Here is a 20,231-nt window from a genome sequence, read left to right as displayed (position 1 = left end):
CGTTTTCTTCACATCGCTATTCAATTGCTCAATCTCGGCATAAAGATTTTGGAAAATTTCATTTTGAAGAAATAACTCCAATTCATCTAGTTCTTCTTCTGTAGCCTCTTTATGTATTCTTAAAGTTGCTAACTCCCAAAATCTTTCTTTATTTCTGTTCTCGTCCATTTCTTAATTTCTCTAAAGAACAGCTGCATATAGCGGCTGTTCTCTCCAATCTAACCATACTAATAGACTATAATAGTAGCCTTTTACTAAGCTGACGAAAAAGAATTAAAGTAGGACTATAGTAAAAAGTGATTTTTTGTATTTTTTTTGAGAAAACTAAAAAAAAGGAATCGTGGGGTTGCAAAGAATCTTTTAAAAATTTATAGGCACTACAAATTTGATTTTTTACGGTGTTTTTCGAGATGTTCAATTCATCAGCAATTTCCTGATATGTAAGCGATTTAAAAACAGCCAATTCAAGAACTTCTCTTTTTTTTGCCGGTAATTTGGCAATTGCTCTATGAATTTTCACATAATGTTGTTGCTCGTCGAAACCTTCTTCAATAGCTAGATCAGGCAACTCTTCCCTAAACTCTGCTATTTCTGCCTTTCTCCTGAAGAAATCAATTATGCCGTTTCGCAACATTCTGTACAAGTACGATTTAACAGAAGTTTTAATTTCAATTTTACTTCGGTTTTCCCAAAGTTTTATAAAACAATCGGAAACCAGATTTTCAACATTTTGGTGGTCAGTTATAGATTTTGAAGCAAACAAGCACATTGCATGAAAATACCTATTGTGAAGTTCTTGAAGAGCCTTATTATCTCCTCTTTTAATTTTACACCAAAGTTTTAGCTCTTCCATCTTGTTTTGTTAAATACTTAATAGATAGTGCAATTAGTTTTATACATCCAAATATAAATATAATATGCATATTAAAAGTACCTATCACTTTTATGTGTACGGATTTTTACTAATTTTCACCAAATACTCCACTTGTTTTATCCTAAACCCCACCTCACCAATGGTATTCTAATCAATCCTTGTATTCTGCGTAATATGAAACTTCTCTTCAAAACATAGAGCACAAAACAGCATTAAAAATTGCGATTGAAACGGCTGCTAAAATTTAAGAATCAATACAAAAACAAAAACTAAACGTACTCGATAAAATTGGTTAAGAGTCGGGAGCCGCCACCATGAACGTGGCAACTTCCTACATGTTCCAAATCTTCACTTATTTTTATACCGATATATTTGGAATTAAACCCAAAGATGTCGCCCTTATATTCATACTGGTTAGATAAATAGATGCAGTAAACGCCCCGCTTATGGGGCTAATTACTGATATGTATAAATTTAAATCAGTTAGGTTCAGACCTTACATTTGTACTTATCGGTTCCATTTGGGATCTCAGTGCTCCAAACTTTCACTACTCATGACTTTGATATTGCAGGAAAACTTACTTTACGCTTACTCTTCCTATATTTTTATTATCCTAATGTTCTGCTGAGATATAAGTATCTTGCTTTTTCGATGATTCTGGCGCTACAATTTACTTACCCTAAAATAAGTTAAGCTTTTGGGGACAAAAACAGGATGGTTGGCGAACGTATCAGAACAACAACAACGATTTCTATTAGCTTATACTTCCCCGACACAAACGGTCACCGCAAACAAAAGGCGCAGTAAATTTCGAATTTACTGCGCCTTGCCAATTATCAATAGTTGTTACTTATCATACCTTACTCGACTTTTTCAAAACTAATATGCGCTAACTAACAGCACCTTATGATTTTTCCGTACATATATGGCACAAATAAGCACTTTTTTGTTGCTTTTTATTGAAGTCGCAAGTGTGTCATGGTGTCTTTATTTTTTTCTGAAATCTAATTTTCCAAGAACCTATTGTTTCGCCATCTCTCTTATAATATATCCTTTCTTTTTAAGAGCTTCAATGTGCTTTTGTACTGCTGATGGATTAATTCCCATTCTCTTGACAAGTTTGCTTCTGGAAATAGTAGGTTCTTCTACAATATATTTAAAAACTTCTTTTTGTCTATCTGTAAGACTAACAACTTTACCACCTGTTTGACCACCTATATCTTGGGTTGTATCACCGTCATCAGCATTCTTAAACAAAGTAACCTGTATGCCTACGGCATGTTTCAATTATTTCAGGTTTAGGCAAACCTGCTTTTTTACAAGAATTAATAATCTTTAAAGTTCCTCTTAGAAAAAACGATGCGTGAGACCACCCAATAACAAAGTCGATTGACCATGTATAACGGTTCTTAGAGATCACCTCACTACGACTTCCAACACCCATCCAGACGACTGCATAACTGCATGTTACGACACCTACCTCATTTCGTATTATTCAGATAATTCGTGATATTCACACCAAATCGGAGAAGGGTGGTCAATGAGTTTGTTTTTTTCAAAATAACTCCGGTACTGGGTCAAGTACTGAAAAACGTGTTAAATGGTCCTGCGAACTTACACCACAAAAAGCATCAGATTATACTATAAAGAACATTTTAGGACAATGGATAATTGAAGAATAGTTTGTAATTTTACGCGAACAAGCCAATAAAGGTAATAAATACTATTTACGTTTATTCACTACAGCTCTTTGCTAATTCAGGATCGCAAAGAATCATGGCAATCTTATACATTTGCTCGGGATTAAGATATTAATTTTCAATAGATAATTAATCTGAATTAAAAATGTCTGAAACTTTTACGACTAAACTATCACAACTAATACTTGTATGCTTATTGCTTCTATTTTCTTCCTGCCAAATTAAAACTCAACCCGAATGGCCTGAACAGACCAAAGAAACCAAACCCTGGACTCGCTGGTGGTGGCTCGGTAGCGCTGTTGATAAAGCCAACATCACGTCAAATTTGGAAGAATTGGCAAAAGCAGGTTTTGGTGGTGTAGAAATAACACCCATTTATGATGTAAAAGGCGAAGAAGATAAAACCATTACTTTTCAATCGAAAAGGTGGATGGAAATGTTTGAGCATACCTTAAAAGAATCTCAACGTTTGGGCCTTGGAGTTGATTTGGCAAATGCTTCGGGATGGCCATTTGGAGGTCCCTGGATTTCTTCTGAACATGCCTGTAAAAATTTACGATATAAAATATACACCTTAAATGAAGGCGAACAATTAAATGAAAAGATTGAATTTATCCAAGAACCATTCGTTCGTGCAGTTGGCAAAAGAGTAGAAATTTCGGAGATAAAATTCCCTATCAGCAGCAACAATAACTTGCAGAATCTTGCGCTCGACCAGGTGCGTTTTGAAAAACCTCTCCCCCTGCAATCGCTAATGGCTTTTAATGAAAAGGGAGAAACTATTAATTTAACCCATTCCGTTAACGCAAACGGAGTACTGTACTGGACAGCCCCTAAAGGAACATGGAATTTATACGCTATTTTCCAGGGATGGCATGGTAAAATGGTTGAACGTGCCGGAACAGGTGGCGAAGGAAATGTTATCGACCACTTCTCGGAAGAAGCGCTAAACGTATTTTTGTCCGACTTCGATAAAAATGCAGCAAACATCGATTTAGCAGGTTTTCGTGCCTTTTTTAACGACTCGTACGAGGTTGATGATGCACGTGGCGACGCAAACTGGACTCCATTGTTTTTTGAAGAATTTGAAATGCGCCGTGGTTACAATTTACAACACCACTTGCCTGCTTTATTTGGCAATTTGGATGAAGAAACCAACAAACGCGTTTTATGCGATTACCGCGAAACACTTTCCGACTTAATTCTAGAGAGATTCACAAAAGTGTGGGCCGATTGGGCCGAATCGCATAACGCGACAATACGCAACCAGGCACACGGTTCGCCGGCTGCCATTCTCGATTTGTACGAAGCCAGCCACATTCCCGAAACTGAAGGAACCGACCCAATGCGCATAAAAATGGCGACTTCGGCTGCACATACATCGGGCAAACCATTGGTTGCCTGCGAAGCAGCCACCTGGTTAAACGAACACTTTCTGAGCAACCTTGCTGATGTAAAACAAAATGCCGATATGAATCTAACTCACGGCGTAAATCACATTGTTTATCACGGAACTCCATATTCGCCGATTGAAGAAAACTGGCCAGGCTGGATGTTTTATGCTGCAGTTCATTTTGCCCCAACCAACACTTGGTGGGAAGAGCTAAAAACAGTAAACCAATATGTGGCAAACTGCCAGTCGTTTTTGCAAAATTCAACACCCAACAACGACATTCTGCTTTATTTCCCCATTTACGATGCATGGATCAACCGCACAAAAGAACACCTGCCCCACTTTGGTATGCACACCGAAGAACTTACAAAAGAAATTAGTTATAGTTTACTTGAACAAGGATATACTTTCGATTATATTTCCGACAAACAAATTGCAAGCCTGACCGTTGAAAACGGAGCCATTAAATCAAAAGGAGCGACATACAAAACCGTTCTGATTCCTGAGTGTGAATTCCTTTCGTTGGCAACCTTTAAAAAATTGGTCGAACTGGCGGAGTCTGGTGCAAACATCATTTTTCAAAATCAAATTCCAACAAAAGTTCCTGGATTCAACAAGCACCAAATCCAGGAAAAAGAATTAAAAGAAATTATTACAACTCTAAACTTTGACAAACAGAGTGAACTTGCAAAGTATGGAAATGGAAGTATTCTGGCCGGAGCAGATATTTCCAAACTTCTCGAAAAAACTAAAGTATACCCTGAGGCGATAGCACAAGTTGGTTTATGGTTTAACCGTGTAAACCGGCCCGAAGGCACATGTTATTTTATCAGTAATTGGACAGATAAAAACATCGACCAGTGGGTAACTTTAAATACGCTCGAAAAAGAGGCTGTTTGGTTTAACCCAATGAATGAAACGTTTGGTAAAGCACAAATAAACAAAGATAAGGCGACAGCAAAAATTTACCTTCAGCTAAAACCAGGCGAAACCTTAATCTTGCAAAATTATACGACAAAGGTTGAAGCAAATAATTACCCGCTTTGGAACAGCCCAAAAATAAAAAAAGAACTATCTAATTCATGGCAAATTGTTTTTGAAAAGGGTGGACCAGTGCTCCCAGAAACCATAACAATCGACAAATTACAGCCCTGGGAAACCATTTCTGAAGAACATGAAAAATTTTCGGGAACCGCAACATACTCAACTAATTTTGATCCAACTACGGACTTGCAGAAAGATTTGTTGCTCGATTTGGGTACTGTTCACGAATCAGCAATAGTCAAACTCAACGGAACAAAAATTGGAACGCTGGTTGGACCAACATTCCAGATAGTTCTGCCTAATGAATTATTGCAAACGGTAAACGTGCTGGAAATAAAGGTTACCAACCTTATGGCAAACCGTATTATCGACATGGATAAAAACGGCATCAACTATAAAAAATTCTACAACGTTAACTTTGCTGCACATAAAAGAGAAAACCTCGGCGAAGATGGCTGTTTTACAGCCGCACACTGGCAGCCTCTTCCTTCCGGCTTGCGTGGTCCGGTCACCATATCAGAAATTACTCTAAAACAAAACCAATAGCATCTAAAAATGAAATCGTACCTAAGCCTTTTATTTGTCTTATTTATTCTTTTTTCTTGTACCTCCGAAAAAACAGAAACCAAAATCGATAGGTTTGCTGTGGTGAATCGCCACAACGTTGAAATTAATGCATTCGATTCACTAAATTCACTTTCGGTAGGAAACGGAAAATTTGCTTTTACGGTTGATGCAACAGGCTTACAAACTTTCCCAGAGATATATAAAGATGGGGTTTGCCTGGGAACCATGAGCGAATGGGGATGGCATAGCTTTCCTAACACCAAAGATTATAAGTTAGAAGAAGCCTACAAAAATTACGAAGTTGAAGGCCGACAAATCCCCTATGCTGTTCAGTGGAATGAACCCGGCAAAAAACAAGATGCTGCCAATTATTTCAGGGTAAATCCACACCGTTTACAGTTGGCAAATATTGGGTTAGAACTTGTAAACCCGGATAATTCGGCGGTTCAAGCTGGCCAAATCACAAATATCAATCAGCAATTAAATTTATGGGAAGGGATTATCTCCAGTTCCTTTGACATTGAAGATTCCAAAGTCGAAGTATTAACTTTTTCTCATCCTGAAAAAGACAAGATTTATACACAAATAAAATCCGACCGAATTAAAAATGGCCTTGTTGCGCTAAAGTTACAATTCCCCTACCCCACAGGAAATCATGTTGATAATGCATCGGAATGGGCTAAAAAAAATAATCATCAATCCGAAATTATTCATTCCGATCAAAACAGTGCAGTTTTTCAGCACACCATTGATACAACTACCTATTTTGTGAAAGTAAACTGGGTTGAAGACGCTAAAATAACAACCAAAGAAAAGCACTACTTTGTACTTCAGGCGGCTTCTGAAATAACGCAATTAAACGTTTCGGTTGAATTTAGTTTAGAAGATAACTTTACTGAAAATGAAACATTTGAATCAGCAAAATCGCTCTCGAATTCAAGATGGGAAAATTACTGGAATACGGGTGGAATTGTTGATTTTTCGGGCGTGGAGGATAAACGAGCACACGAATTAGAACGTCGGGTTATTCTTTCGCAATATTTAACCCGCATTCAATGTGCAGGGAACTACCCGCCTCAGGAAACCGGTTTAACCTTTAACAGCTGGTATGGGAAATTCCACCTCGAAATGCATTGGTGGCATGCAGCGCACTGGACATATTGGAACAGAAGTGAGTTTATGCAAAAAAGCCTTGATTACTATTTTAATATTTTTGACAAAGCACAGCAAAAGGCTACAATTCAAGGTTACGAGGGAGTTCGTTGGCCCAAAATGACCGATAATTTTGGAAACGACAGCCCATCGGGTGTTGGCGAGTTTCTAATTTGGCAACAACCACATATTATCTATTTTGCTGAACAACTGTTTCAGGAAAAACAAGATAAAGAAATACTTGAAAAATACCTGCCTCTGGTTTCGGCTACAGCCGATTTTATGGCAAGTTTTGCCCGCTGGGACGAGAAAAGTAAAAGATACATTTTGGGACCACCATTAATTCCCGCTCAGGAAAGCCTTGAACGAGAAATTACATTTAACCCTCCTTTTGAGCTGGGATACTGGCATTGGGGGCTTTCAACCGCACAAAACTGGCTGAAACAATTAAACCTGCCACCAAACTCTGACTGGCAGATTGTTATCGACAATTTATCCCTATTTGCACATAAAGATGGATTGTACCTGGCGGCAGAAAGTGCACCTGATTCTTATGAAAATGAAGAATATTATTCCGACCATCCGATGGTTTTAGGAGCATTTGGAATATTACCGGAAACCCTCCAGTTGGATACAACCATTATGGCAACCACTTTCGATTACATTGAAAAAACATGGAATTGGGAAAGAACATGGGGCTGGGATTACCCCATGGCAGCCATGTGTGCTACGCGGTTAGGGAAACCCGATAAAGCCATTGATTTGCTGCTGAAAGATGTACTTAAAAACACCTATTTAGTCAATGGCCACAATTACCAGGGACAACGATTACGAATTTATTTACCCGGTAATGGCGGACTGTTAACGGCAGTTGCGATGATGTGCGCTGGTTTTGAAGGGAATGAAAAAGAGAATCCGGGTTTTCCTGAAGATTGGGACGTAAAATGGGAAAATATTTCTCCGGTGTTTTAAAAAGCAGGAAGACTAAAGTAAGTATACGGACAAATAAATTAACTAAATAAACTACTATGAATTTTAAAAGAAACATTGTACTAATCCTATTGCTGAATCTGACATTGTTTATTTCAGCTCAAAATACGATTATAATTAACGCCGATTTGGGCAAAGAAAAAATAGACAAACACATTTACGGTCATTTCTCAGAACACCTCGGAACCTGTATTTATGGTGGATATTGGGTTGGAGAAGACTCTGAAGTCCCAAATACTAATGGCATAAGAAATGATGTAGTTGATGCCTTAAAGGAAATGGGTATTCCGAACCTGCGCTGGCCCGGTGGCTGTTTCGCCGACGAGTACCATTGGAAAGATGGTATTGGTCCTCGTACGGAGAGACCAACAATGATAAATACCCACTGGGGTGGAGTAACTGAAGATAACAGCTTTGGTACTCACGAATTTCTTGAACTCTGTAAACAGTTAGAGTGCGAACCGGTAATTTGCGGAAACCTGGGTAGTGGAACTGTTCAGGAAATGTCGCAATGGGTGGAATACCTGAATTCGGACAATATTAGCCCCATGACAAACTTACGGAAAGCCAATGGACAAGATGAATCGTGGGGAGTAAAATACTGGGGTGTAGGTAACGAAAGCTGGGGATGTGGTGGAAATTTCACGGCACAAGCTTATGCCGACGAAATGCGCCGCTATTCAACATTCCTAAAAAACTATGGCGACAACAAGCTATACAAAGTTGCCTGTGGTCCAAGCGACTACAACTACGAATGGATGGAAACCCTAATGAAAAATGGAAATCCGGGACGTAGCTTCCAGGGAATTTCGTTGCATTACTACACCATTTGCCACAATTGGACCAAAAAAGGTTCAGCCACTGAATTCGATGAAAGTGAATATTTCACTACCATGAAAAAAACAATGGCCATGGAAGAACTTCTTCAAAAGCACATAACCATTATGGACAAATACGACCCGGAAAACCAAGTTGGTTTAATTGTTGATGAATGGGGCAACTGGTTTGATGTAGAGCCTGGCACAAACCCTGGCTTTTTGTACCAGCAAAACACACTGCGCGATGCCATGGTGGCTTCGGTAAACCTCGACTTATTCAACAAATACTGTCGACGCGTTAAAATGGCCAACATTGCCCAAACAGTAAATGTATTGCAAGCCATGATTCTTACCAAAGAAGATGAAATGGTTAAAACTCCTTCGTTTTATGTATTTAAAATGTACAAAGTACATCATGATGCAACCCTGCTTCCGGCATCAATAAAATGCGATAATTACACATTCGAAAATGAATCGGTTCCAACACTTTCGGCCACAGCATCGAAAGATGAAAGTGGTAAAGTTCACATTACCATTAGTAATCTCGACCCTGAAAATGCAAAAGAGGTAAACTGCGAATTACGCGGAATGGATGTGTCGGAATTCACAACAGGAAGCATTATAACAGGTGATAAAATTAACAGCTATAACGATTTTGGAAAAAAGGAGGAAGTAACAGAAAGTGCTTTCGATGCAGTAAAAATGAAAGGCAATACGCTTACGGTAAATATGCCAGCCAAATCGGTGGTAATGGTTGAACTTCAATAAAAAAAGACTTTTAATATTTCAATACAAATATGTTTCTAAAAAAAATTCCAACTCTAATATTTTTGTCTATCCTCCTTTTTTCCTGTACGCAAAAAGCTGATAAGGAAAGCAAAAGTGAACTGGTAAAGCACCTGGAGAATATCTTTTACAAAAAGGATTTTACAACAATTCCTGATGCCACTTTTAACGTAGCAAAATACGGTGCGATTGCTGATGGAAAAACAATAGCAACAGAAGCCATTCAAAAAACGATAGACGCTGCGGCCGAAGCCGGAGGAGGTAAAGTTGTTTTTGAGCCCGGAACTTATTTATCCGGAGCACTTTTTATAAAGTCGAATGTAGAGTTACACATTGGTGAGGGAGTAATTATTCAGGCCATTCAGAATAACGACCATTACCCTAGAAAATGGACCCGCATTGCCGGAATTGAAATGGAATGGCCGGCGGCATTGATAAACGTTTACGACGAAAAAAACGTGCGGATTACCGGAAAAGGAATTATTGATGGCAATGGCAAATACTGGTGGAAAAAATTTTGGGGAGAACCACGTTACACAGGCGGCATGTGGGGCGAATACAAAGAAAAAGGCATCCGCTGGGCAGTTGATTACGATTGTGAACGTGTGCGACCAGTTGTAGTTTGGGAATCGGAAGATGTGTTGTTAAAAGATTTTACTGTTCAGCGTGCAGGTTTTTGGACCGTTTCGTTAACCTACAGCACACGTGTTCATGTTGATGGTTTGGTCGTTCAGAATAATATTGGTGGGCATGGGCCAAGTTCGGATGGAATTGACACCGACTCATCGAAAGACATTCTGGTGGAGAATTGCGACATTGACTGCAACGATGATAATCTCTGTATTAAAGCTGGGAAAGATGCCGACGGCCTCCGCGTTAACCGTCCGGCTGAAAACATTGTTTACCGCAACTGCATCACCCGCTCGGGGCATGGCCTAATTACTTTGGGCAGCGAAACGTCGGGTGGTATGCGAAACATAGAGGTATATGGACTGGAAGCAATTGGTACCAACATCGGTATTCGTTTTAAATCGGCAAAGGTTCGTGGTGGGCTTATGGAGAACATCCATTTTCACGACATTAATATGAAAAATGTGGCCAATCCGTTTCATTTTGAATTAAACTGGTACCCTGAATACAGTTACTGCAATATTCCCGATAATATTCCTGAAGACGAAATTAAAGACCGCTGGAGAGTGTTAAGCCAGCGCGTTGAGCCGGAAGAAAAAGGAATTCCTGAATTCAGAAATATAAAGCTGAGCAATATTACCGTTGAAAAAGCCAAACGTGCATTTTATGCCAATGCCTATCCCGAGAAACCCATTCACAACATCCATTGGGAAAATGTTTCGGTTGAAGCAGAAGAAAGTGGTAAATTGAGTTATGCCAGCGATTGGACCATGAAAAATGTTCAGCTTAAAACAGCTAGTGGTAAACCAATTGAGTTAATTGAGTCTGCAAATATTCAACAGCCGGAATTGATAAAGACCAATGCTGCACCAAAACAAGAAGAGCGAAAACTAACGCTGGACGAGCAATTTAGAAAAATAAACTTTAAAGCCGAATTAGTAATTATTCCGGTAAATCCAACTGAAATACAAGCCTTGGTTAACGACGATACAACTTTGTATTCGAAAGAGTTTGTAGTGCACATTTTAAAAGAAGAAAATGCCAATATGCATTTTTACGAACCTCTGGGCGATGGTTTCTACCAGTCGAAAGTTGAAATTAGCACTCAAAACCAGGGAAAACTTATTGAGATTAAAGGACAAAAAGAACATGATTATACCATAGAAGTTATAAGAAAAACAAAACCCAATAAGGTTAATGGTGCAGACAAATGGAGCTACGATGAAAATACCAGAAAGGTAATTATTGAAAAATCAGGAAAGAGCTTTTCCTTACTAATTGGAAACTAGTAAACTATTAAAATATGAATCTCACAAAACAACTAATTACTTTTATTGCGCTCGGATTTCTTTCCTTAGCAGCGATTGCTAATCCCACAAAAAAAGAAATTAAATACCTATCAGGAACCGATAACGAGAACACCGAAACCTGGGATTTTTTCTGTACCGAAGGACGAAAAAGTGGCGAATGGACAACAATAGAAGTGCCCTCGCATTGGGAGCAACAAGGTTTTGGCGAATACGATTATGGCCGCGATTATCGTACTTATGGCAAAAAATTCGATTACTCGAAAGAAAGCGGTATTTACAAACACCGTTTTACCATTCCCGAAAAATGGGAAAAGAAAAAAGTATTGATTGTTTTTGAAGGCTCGATGACCGATACAGAAGTAAAAATCAACGGTCAGTTGGCTGGTCCAAAACATCAGGGCTCGTTTTATCGATTTAAATACGACATAACCGATAAATTACAAAGCGGCGAAAACGAATTGGAAGTAAAGGTTGACAAATGGTCGTCGAACCACTCGGTAAACCGTGCCGAGCGTTATGCCGATTACTGGATATTTGGAGGCATTTTTCGCCCGGTTTACCTTGAAGCTGTTCCTGAATCATATATCGACCGGGTAGCCATAAATGCACAGGCCGATGGTTCTTTTAATGCAGAAGCCTTTCCGGTAAACATTCAGGAAAACCAAAGTATTGTTGCTGAAATTTATGATGCTGCCGGCGACCTTGTACAAAGCTGCGAAAGCAAGGTAAGCAAAGACAATTCAAAGGTTGTTTTATCATGCAAAGTTGATAAGCCACAAAACTGGACGGCCGAAACGCCAAATCGTTATTCAGTAAAAGTAAGTTTGAAAGATAAAAATACCACCACTTATGAATTAGTTGAAAAATTTGGTTTCCGCACCATTGAGATCCGTGAAGGAGATGGAATTTATTTGAACGGCACAAAAATAAAAATGAAGGGTGTAAACCGCCACGTTTTTTGGCCCGAAACCGGACGCTGTGTAAATTCAAAAATCGACCTTAACGATGTAAAACTTATAAAGGCCATGAACATGAACGGTGTTCGTTGCGCCCACTACCCTCCCGACAAGGCATTTCTGAATTATTGCGACTCGCTGGGACTTTATGTAATAAACGAACTGGCCGGCTGGCAAAATGCATACGATACTGAATCGGGTAGCAAACTGGTACGCGAGCTGGTGCTAAGAGATGTGAATCACCCATCAATTCTTTTCTGGAGCAACGGCAACGAAGGTGGTACCAACAAAGAACTGGATGATGATTATGGTAGGTACGACCCATTGAAACGCCCGGTAATTCATGCGCACCATAAACCCGGAAACGATTACAACGGCGTGGATTGTAACCACTACGAAAATTACTACAGTTCGAAAAAAATATTGGATGGTGGCCTTATTTACATGCCCACCGAATTTTTGCACGCACAAGATGATGGAGGCGGAGCAACAGCGCTGGCTGATTTCTGGGAGTTGTTCTGGAACTCCGATCGTTCAGCAGGCGGTTTCTCGTGGGTATTGGCCGACGAAGGATTGGTTCGTACCGATATGAATAATGTAATTGATGCCAACCGCGTAAATGCTCCTGATGGTTTGCTTGGTCCTCACCGCGAAAAAGAAGGCAGTTTTTATGCCATGCGCGAAATTTATTCACCCGTTAAAATTAATCTCGACAAATTGCCGAAAAACTTCAATGGAATTATTCCACTTGAGAATCGCTACCATTTTACCAACCTCAAAAATATTCGTTTCCAATGGCAGTTGGTAAACTTCAGTTTACCTCAACAACGAGGTGCTTTTCAGAAAGTAATGAGAACCGGGAAAGTGGAAAGCCCCAATGTTGCACCGGTTGAAAAAGGCGAATTAAAACTAAATCTTCCAGAAAATTACAAACAATACGATGCACTTTATTTAAGGGCATTTGATACCGCCGGAGATGAAATTTATACCTGGACCTGGAAAACGGATGGAAATACCAACCATGTAGTAAAACTGGTTGAAAAATCGTTGAATGAAAATGAAACGGAGCGGTTAAAAGCACTTAAAGCGCAGGGTATTGAAGAAGATAATATTTTACCCATTGAAGCGCAGGCAGGAGACAAAAACCTAAGCTCGGAAGTTGAAGTAATTGAAGCTGAAGAATCTATCTCCATGAAAGCTTCGGGAATTACCGTTAAATTGAACAAAAAGGACGGCACAATTTCAGCTTTAAAAAATGATTTTGGGTTGCCCATTCCTTTTAATAACGGGCCGGTTTTGGTTTCAGGAGAAGCTCAATTAACAGGCGTTTCGCAGGAGAAAGGAAAAGACAGACAACAAATAAAATTCACCTACACCGGCACTTTAAAATCGCTCACATGGACCATGTACAATAGTGGTTGGCTGCAAATGGACTACGAATACCAAGTGGAAGGTGAACAGTATTTTAACGGGATTAGTTTTTCATTCCCCGAATCGGATATTATAAGTTCAAAGTGGCTGGGAGAAGGGCCATCGCACATCTGGAAAAACCGTTTACAAGGGGGACAGCTCGACGTTTTCCAACGTCTGTACAACAATGTTTTGCCGGGCGACAACAACTGGCAACACCCGCAGTTTAAAGGCTATTTTGCCGATGTTTCGTGGATGGAATTTAATACCGTTTACGGAAAATTCACTATGGTAGCACAGGAAGAAGATTTGTTTGTTCGTTTGTTTGACTTCTATGGAATTTCGGGACCAACCAACTACCCTGCCCTGCCTGTTGGCAATATTTCTTTCCTCGACGGCATTCCACCATTGGGAACAAAACTGGCCATGGGCATTAGCAACGACACCAAAAGTTTGGGGCCTGCCGGAGAATTGAATACTATGCCTGAGCCTGTAAAACGAACGCTTTACTTTTATTTCGGATTACTGGACTAATTCATTAAAAGACAATTACCAACTAAACGACGCTATACATTATGTCATTAAAAAGTATTTTCAGTTTATTCATTTTCATTTTACTTCTATCTCATCTTTCCAATGCCCAAAAAGTAAACGATGTAACCACACCACTTCATCTTCTTCAACCCGAATATCCTACGCCTTATGGGAAACCGGAGCTTGAAGAGATTATAAAGACACTGGACAAGGTTTACGATTACTTGAATGACGTTACACCTGCAAAACTGGAAGACAAGTCTACCGGTAAAGAAATAACCGACTTTTCGAAAGTGGATGAAAATACCATTCTTTCGCAGGGTGATTTCCGTTTAAACAGCTACGAATGGGGCGTAACCTACGCCGGAATGCTCTTGGCCAGCGAAACCACAGGAAATTCTAAATATGCCGAATACACCTTTGAAAGGGTGAATTTCATGGGCAAGGCGCTTGCAGCTTTTGAAAAATTTGAGTCGAACAATTCAGAGAAAAAGCATGCCTTACAACGTACACTCCACCCACACGCTCTTGACGATTGTGGTGCCATTTGTGCGGCCATGATAAAAGCCACAAAAGCCGGTAAAGCTGATGATTTGGATAAAACAATCAAAATGCAAATCGATTACATCAGCAATAAACAGTTCAGGTTAAAAGACAATACTCTGGCACGAAACCGCCCTCAACCCAATTCGCTTTGGCTCGATGATTTATTTATGAGCGTTCCGGCTCTGGCACAAATGGGAAGTTACAGCGGCGAGAACAAGTACTTTGATGATGCGGTAAAACAGGTTTTGCAGTTCTCTGAAAGAATGTTCAACTACGAAAAAGGTCTGTACATGCACGGCTGGATTCAGGAAATGGAAGAACACCCACAGTTTCATTGGGGGCGTGCCAACGGTTGGGCAGTTATGACTCTGGTTGAATTACTTGAAGTTTTGCCCGAAAATTACGATGGACGCTACAAAGTTCTTGACCTCCTGCAACGTCACATTTATGGCCTGTCAAAATACCAAAATGGCACGGGTTTCTGGCATCAATTACTCGACCGCAACGATACTTACCTGGAAACATCGGCAACGGCTATCTATTGTTATTCAATTGCACGGGCAATAAATCGTGGATATGTTGATGCCAAAGTGTACGGTCCAATGGTTTGTCTGGCCTGGAATGCCGTGGCTAGCAAGGTAAACGAGAAAGGCCAGATTGAAGGCACTTGTGTTGGGACAGGTATGGGATTCGACCCGGCATTTTACTATTATCGCCCTGTAAATGTATATGCTGCACACGGCTATGGTCCGGTAATTTTAGCCGGAGCAGAAATGATTGCTTTGATAAAAAACCACGATATTAAAATTAACGATAGCTCCTTGCAGTTTTACACGCAAAAAAAAAGATAAAAAAATGGCGTTTTGATTTCGGAAACGGCAAAGCAGCAAATGGATATATTAAAATAGATGCTGAAACGGTTTATTCTGAAGAAAAAGGTTTTGGTATTTTGAGTGAGAAAAAAGTAATATCTGGAACAGCCACAAGGAGAATACCCTATCAGGCGATTGGATATCTTCCAATGCTCCTTTCTATTTTCAGCTTAATGTACCCGAAGGCCGGTATAAAGTTACGCTAAGCTTGGGCAATCCCGATGGCACTTCAGCAACAACAGTTAAAGCCGAGTCGCGTCGATTAATGCTCGAAAATATTGAAACACAAAAAGGCGAAACTGTTTCCAAATCGTTTGTAGTTGATGTTCGCACACCGCGCATAAATGCCACCGAAGAGATTCGACGAAAAAGCCGCGAAATGGATTATTTAAATTGGGACAATTATTTAACGCTCGAATTTAATGGTCCCAATCCATGTGTTTCATCTATGACCATTGAGGAGGCTAACGATTTACCCGTCATTTTTCTTTCCGGCAACTCCACCGTAACCGATCAGGAAAATGAACCCTGGGCCTCTTGGGGACAAATGTTTCCGCGCTTTTTGAATGCTGAAATTGTGGTAGCCAATTATGCCGAATCGGGTGAAACCTTAAAAGCATTTCGTGGTGAAAAACGATTAAAAAAGATATTAAGCGTGATGAAACCCGGCGATTACCTGTTTATCGAATTTGCCCACAACGACCAAAAACCGGGAAGCAGTCATGTTGAACCTTTTTCCGGTTATCAGCAACAATTGCGATACTTTATTAAATCAGCAAAAGAGAAAGGTGCTGAAACGGTTTTGGTAACATCTACCAACCGCCGTAAATTCGATGATAAAGGCAACATTGTAAACACACTGGAAGAATATCCTGATGCCATGCGTCAGTTGGCTGAAGAAGAGAATATTCCTTTGGTTGATTTAAATAAAATGAGCAAAGATTTATATGAAAGTCTGGGTGTAGAAAACTCAAAAAAAGCCTTTGTTCACTACCCTGCACATACCTTTCCTAATCAGGAAAAACCATTGGCTGACAACACCCATTTTAATCCTTACGGAGCTTACCAACTGGCAAAATGTGTAGTTCAGGGAATTATTGACCAAAACCATCAACTAACAAAATTTGTGGTTAACGATTGGGAAACTTACAATCCGAAACAACCCGATAGTTGGCAGAACTTTTTCTGGCCTGCAAGCCCGGGAGCTGAGGTCGTAAAACCTGATGGAAATCAAACATTTAATAGACAAAATATCAATAAACCATAATATGAAGATAAAATTTTTAATTCTAATCAGCAGCTTATTTTTTGTTACTGTAGCTTGTAAAAAAACACAGGAACTACCGGCGAAACAAGAAGTGTTGGATAAAATGGTTTTAACCAACGATTACCTGATGAAAAAATGGCCCGCCCCGGGCGTAAACGTAATTACCAACAAAGAACGCCCAAGCAACCTGTGGACCCGTGCGGTTTATTACGAAGGATTAATGGCTCTTTACGAAATAGCTCCCAAAGAGGAATATCTTCAATATGCTATCGACTGGGGAGAATCGCACAAATGGGGTTTGCGAAATGGTGCGAAAACCAGACACGCCGACAATCATTGTGCCGGGCAAACCTACATCGACTTGTACAATATGGAACCAAAACCCGAGCGCATTCGCGACATAAAAGCATCGATTGATTCGATGTTAATTACAGATAAAATAGACGATTGGGACTGGATTGATGCCTTACAGATGGCCATGCCTGTTTTTGCAAAACTTGCAGTACTTACCGGCGATGATACTTATTCGGAAAGAATGTACGAAATGTACATGGACACCAAGGAAACTCAAGGTTTGTACAACAAAGAAGAAGGCCTGTGGTGGCGCGACGCAGACTTTCTGCCTCCTTACAAAGAACCGAACGGCGAAGGCTGTTACTGGAGCCGTGGAAATGGCTGGGTGGTTGCTGCCTTAATACGCACATTGGATATTTTGCCTGCTGATGACAAACACCGCGATGAATACCTGACAACCTTTAAAGAAATGATGGAAGCTTTACGTTCCATCCAGCGCGAAGATGGTTTTTGGAATGCAAGCCTGCACGACCCAAATAATTTTGGAGGAAAAGAGACCACCGGAACTTCGTTATTTGTATACGGAATGGCTTGGGGTGTGAACAACGGAACTTTGAACGCCGATAAATATTTTCCGGCTATTACCAAAGCCTGGAATGCAATGGCAAACGAATCGGTTCACGAAAATGGCTTTTTGGGCTATTTACAAGGAACCGGAAAAGAACCTAAAGATGGGCAACCCGTAACTTACACCAGTAAACCCGATTTTGAAGATTACGGTTTGGGCTGTTTCCTTTTGTGTGGAAGTGAAGTTTACAAGTTATGTAGCTGAACCTACTTATTCCGGGGAAAGTGGTTCTTCTTCAATTTTGGGGAACGAAATCTCACAATCAAAACCGTTGTTTATTAATTGACAATCAGCGAGTATATGCTCTGTTTTTGTCATTGTTCAGATGTCATTTTCGTGTCCTTACATAGCTGACAATCTATTACATATGAACATCAAACGCCTTGTTGTCATCCCAAATATCATAGTCTCAAGTATTGTATTTAAGCCACCAATAATACACATTTATGCCTCGTTGTCCGGGAAGCGGGCAAAATGTCCTGAATGCAAGAAATACAGCTATTCTGTACATGACCGTTACGAAAGGAGAATAACAGATTTACCTGTATTTCAATATCATTCCAGAAAAACTCTTGCGGTCGATAAATTTAAGTGCCGTAATGAAAAGTGCAAGAGGAAAGTATTTACTGAGCAAAATGACAATATACTTCCTTATGCCAGAAGAACAGAGCGGGTTACACGATTATTATCAGATATTGCAATTGATATGCCAACCGGTTCTGGGCATGTAATATCGGAAATACTACAAATAAAAGTTAGCCGCTCCACTCTTACACGGCGTGCCCATCAGCAACCACTCCCGGATATAAATACCCTTACAGTTGTTGGAGTTGATGATTGGGCTTTTCGAAAAGGTGTTAACTACGGAACGATCTTAGTGAATATGGAAACATCTAAGCCAATTGATATGTTGCCTACCCGAGATAGCGAGGATTTAAAAGCCTGGTTAAGAGATCATCCGGGGATTGAAACAATCACAAGGGACAGGGCCAGTTCATATTCAACAGCAATAGATTCTATTAGCCCTAATACAGTTCAGGTAGCAGACCGGTTCCACCTGTTACTGAACCTGTCTGATGCTTTAGATACTTTTTTTTAAAGCATATCTCCGAAGATAAGTAAACTCATTAAAGCTAAAACCTGCGAGATTCTTCGCAATGCAGAAGCTGTCTCCAGCCAGAATTCCATTTGTAAAAAGGAGATTGCAGAGATTCCTGTCCACGTTCAAAAACCAGATTCCAGGCAAGAGGTTTTCAACATGGTAAAGAAACTACAGGCCAAAGGCTTATCAAGGAGGAGAATTGGAAGAAAACTTGGTATTTGCAGGAATACTGTAAAGCTATATTTTCAGCAAGATACCCTGGTTCCTAAATCACATCCCAAACGGACCAATATTGAGGTATTCTCAAATTACATCCTTTCTAAAATGAAAATAGATGGTTATACAAATATGGAAATCATAAATGATATTCGAAAAATGGGATATACCGGCGGGACACCCAGGTCTACCAATACTTCTCTTTCCTTAAAGAAACAAATGGAGTTATGACATTAAACTATGTTGAGCAGCGAAAACAACCGATCCCCCACACCAAACAACTGATTATTAGAAAACTTGCAAAATATATTGGGCATTATCTCAATCATATTTAGGATATTGACCACAGTAGTTATATGGAAGTTCTTTTTGATAATATGCCCATACTAAAACTGGTTCGCAGGCTCGTTAAGCGGTTCAAAAAAATGCTAAAAACAGGAGAAGGGCAGGTTCAGAAATGGATTAAATCAATCGAGGAATCCAAAGCCAAACTACCGGGATTAAAGACTTTTGCAAGAGGTCTAAAACGTGATATTAAAGCAGTTCAGAATGCAATACAACTAAAATGGAGCAATGGCCCCGTTGAAGGCCATGTTAACAGAATTAAAAGCATTAAACGACAAATGTACGGGAGGGCAAGCTTTGAACTGCTTTGCCGGAAGGTCTTATTGTCCCAGTCAGGATGATTCCCCAAAATTGACGAAGAACCCAAACTTCCACTACTCCTGACTTTGATTATGCAGGAAAACTTATTTTACGCCTACTCTTCCTATATTTCTATTATCCTAATGTTCTGCTGAGATATAAGTATCTTGCTTTTTCAATGATTCTGGCGCTACAATTTACTTACCCTAAAATAAGTTAAGCTTTTGGGGACAAAAACAGGATGGTTGGCGAACGTATCAGAACAACAACAACAACAACAACAACAATTTCTATTAGCTTATACTTCCCCGACACAAACGATCACCGCAAACAAAAGGCGCAGTAAATTTCGAATTTACTGCGCCTTGCCAATTATCAATAATTGTTATTTATCGTACTCTACTTCACTTCTTCAAAGTCAACATCTGTTACTTCGCCATCCTGAGCGGTTTTAGATGAAGACTGAGCGTCGGGTCCGGCTTGTGCTCCGGCGTCG

Annotated in this window: 13 protein-coding genes; 11 read left to right on the top strand and 2 right to left on the bottom strand. The window is 39.9% G+C overall.

Translation table 11 applies throughout. The features are described from left to right. Nucleotides 1-235: 235 nt before the first annotated feature. Nucleotides 236-853 carry an RNA polymerase sigma factor gene (locus ABZD21_RS13490; protein WP_372775558.1) on the bottom strand — a complete coding sequence of 206 codons (618 nt, stop codon included), beginning with the start codon at nt 851-853 and terminating at the stop codon, nt 236-238. A gap of 1,042 nt (nt 854-1,895) precedes the next feature. Then, nucleotides 1,896-2,162, bottom strand: a complete 267-nt coding sequence (locus ABZD21_RS13485) for a winged helix-turn-helix transcriptional regulator (protein ID WP_372775557.1) — start codon at nt 2,160-2,162, stop codon at nt 1,896-1,898. Between the two features lie 558 nt (nt 2,163-2,720). Between ABZD21_RS13485 and ABZD21_RS13480 the strand changes: the two genes are divergently transcribed. The 11 genes from ABZD21_RS13480 to ABZD21_RS13430 all read left to right on the top strand — a co-directional run bounded on the left by ABZD21_RS13480 (nt 2,721) and on the right by ABZD21_RS13430 (nt 19,776). Then, the gene (locus tag ABZD21_RS13480) at nt 2,721-5,558 is read left to right on the top strand and encodes a glycosyl hydrolase (protein WP_372775556.1); all 2,838 of its coding nucleotides are present in this window, start codon (nt 2,721-2,723) and stop codon (nt 5,556-5,558) included. A 9-nt stretch (nt 5,559-5,567) separates the two neighbouring features. Beyond that, nucleotides 5,568-7,703 (top strand): hypothetical protein, encoded by a 2,136-nt coding sequence (locus ABZD21_RS13475; RefSeq protein WP_372775555.1) that lies wholly within the window; start codon nt 5,568-5,570, stop codon nt 7,701-7,703. Nucleotides 7,704-7,759: 56 nt separating this feature from the next. Continuing rightward, nucleotides 7,760-9,307, top strand: coding sequence for an alpha-N-arabinofuranosidase (locus tag ABZD21_RS13470; RefSeq protein ID WP_372775554.1), 1,548 nt, complete (start codon nt 7,760-7,762; stop codon nt 9,305-9,307). A 62-nt stretch (nt 9,308-9,369) separates the two neighbouring features. Continuing rightward, nucleotides 9,370-11,244, top strand: coding sequence for a glycoside hydrolase family 28 protein (locus ABZD21_RS13465; protein ID WP_372775553.1), 1,875 nt, complete (start codon nt 9,370-9,372; stop codon nt 11,242-11,244). 14 nt (nt 11,245-11,258) lie between these two features. Then, nucleotides 11,259-14,165 (top strand): glycoside hydrolase family 2 TIM barrel-domain containing protein, encoded by a 2,907-nt coding sequence (locus tag ABZD21_RS13460; RefSeq protein ID WP_372775552.1) that lies wholly within the window; start codon nt 11,259-11,261, stop codon nt 14,163-14,165. A 41-nt stretch (nt 14,166-14,206) separates the two neighbouring features. Beyond that, complete coding sequence (locus tag ABZD21_RS13455) at nt 14,207-15,562, top strand: glycoside hydrolase family 105 protein (RefSeq protein WP_372775551.1); 1,356 nt, start codon at nt 14,207-14,209, stop codon at nt 15,560-15,562. Beyond that, nucleotides 15,559-15,789 (top strand): hypothetical protein, encoded by a 231-nt coding sequence (locus ABZD21_RS13450; protein WP_372775578.1) that lies wholly within the window; start codon nt 15,559-15,561, stop codon nt 15,787-15,789. The genes ABZD21_RS13455 and ABZD21_RS13450 overlap by 4 nt, the downstream gene beginning before the upstream one ends. Nucleotides 15,790-15,791: 2 nt before the next feature. Further along, a complete protein-coding gene (locus ABZD21_RS13445) occupies nt 15,792-16,850 on the top strand; it encodes a rhamnogalacturonan acetylesterase (protein WP_372775550.1) in 1,059 nt (352 codons plus the stop codon). Between the two features lies 1 nt (nt 16,851). Continuing rightward, complete coding sequence (locus ABZD21_RS13440) at nt 16,852-17,976, top strand: glycoside hydrolase family 88 protein (RefSeq protein ID WP_372775549.1); 1,125 nt, start codon at nt 16,852-16,854, stop codon at nt 17,974-17,976. Nucleotides 17,977-18,139: 163 nt separating this feature from the next. Continuing rightward, nucleotides 18,140-18,871 (top strand): ISL3 family transposase, encoded by a 732-nt coding sequence (locus tag ABZD21_RS13435; RefSeq protein WP_372775548.1) that lies wholly within the window; start codon nt 18,140-18,142, stop codon nt 18,869-18,871. Between the two features lie 644 nt (nt 18,872-19,515). Continuing rightward, nucleotides 19,516-19,776 carry a transposase gene (locus ABZD21_RS13430; RefSeq protein WP_372775547.1) on the top strand — a complete coding sequence of 87 codons (261 nt, stop codon included), beginning with the start codon at nt 19,516-19,518 and terminating at the stop codon, nt 19,774-19,776. The last annotated feature ends 455 nt before the right edge of the window (nt 19,777-20,231 follow it).

The organism is Mangrovibacterium sp. (assembly GCF_041596335.1).
GTDB lineage: Bacteria > Bacteroidota > Bacteroidia > Bacteroidales > Prolixibacteraceae > Mangrovibacterium.
This window is presented reverse-complemented; position numbering and strand designations above follow the sequence as displayed.